This is a genomic window from Streptococcus mitis, from assembly GCF_946190285.1.
Classification (GTDB): Bacteria; Bacillota; Bacilli; order Lactobacillales; family Streptococcaceae; genus Streptococcus; species Streptococcus mitis_CP.
In genome coordinates this window covers 1-245 of record NZ_CAMHZX010000095.1, presented here as the reverse complement: position 1 = coordinate 245, position 245 = coordinate 1, and the positions used below count along the sequence as shown (strand labels likewise).

The window sequence follows — 245 nt, the reverse complement described above, 5'->3', positions numbered from 1 at the left end:
AACCTACAGTCCAGCCGATAGTATTAACGCAAAAAGAACTGCACATCGTGCAGTGTCTCTTGCGCGCCTATTTGCCCGAGAACAGCAAGGTTTGGGCGTTCGGTTCCCGTATTAATGGCAAGGCTAAACCGTCTTCCGATCTTGATTTAGCCATTGATGCGAATGAGAGGTTACCCCTCGGCCCAATAGGATCACTTGGCGATTCGTTCGACGTTGCGCCTTTGCCCTTCAATGTCGACCTCGTC

Annotated in this window: 1 protein-coding gene; it reads left to right on the top strand. The window is 51.0% G+C overall.

Translation table 11 applies throughout. The features are described from left to right. On the top strand, nucleotides 1-245 hold a 245-nt coding region (locus N8L39_RS09395), incomplete at both ends, for a nucleotidyltransferase domain-containing protein (protein WP_261039398.1).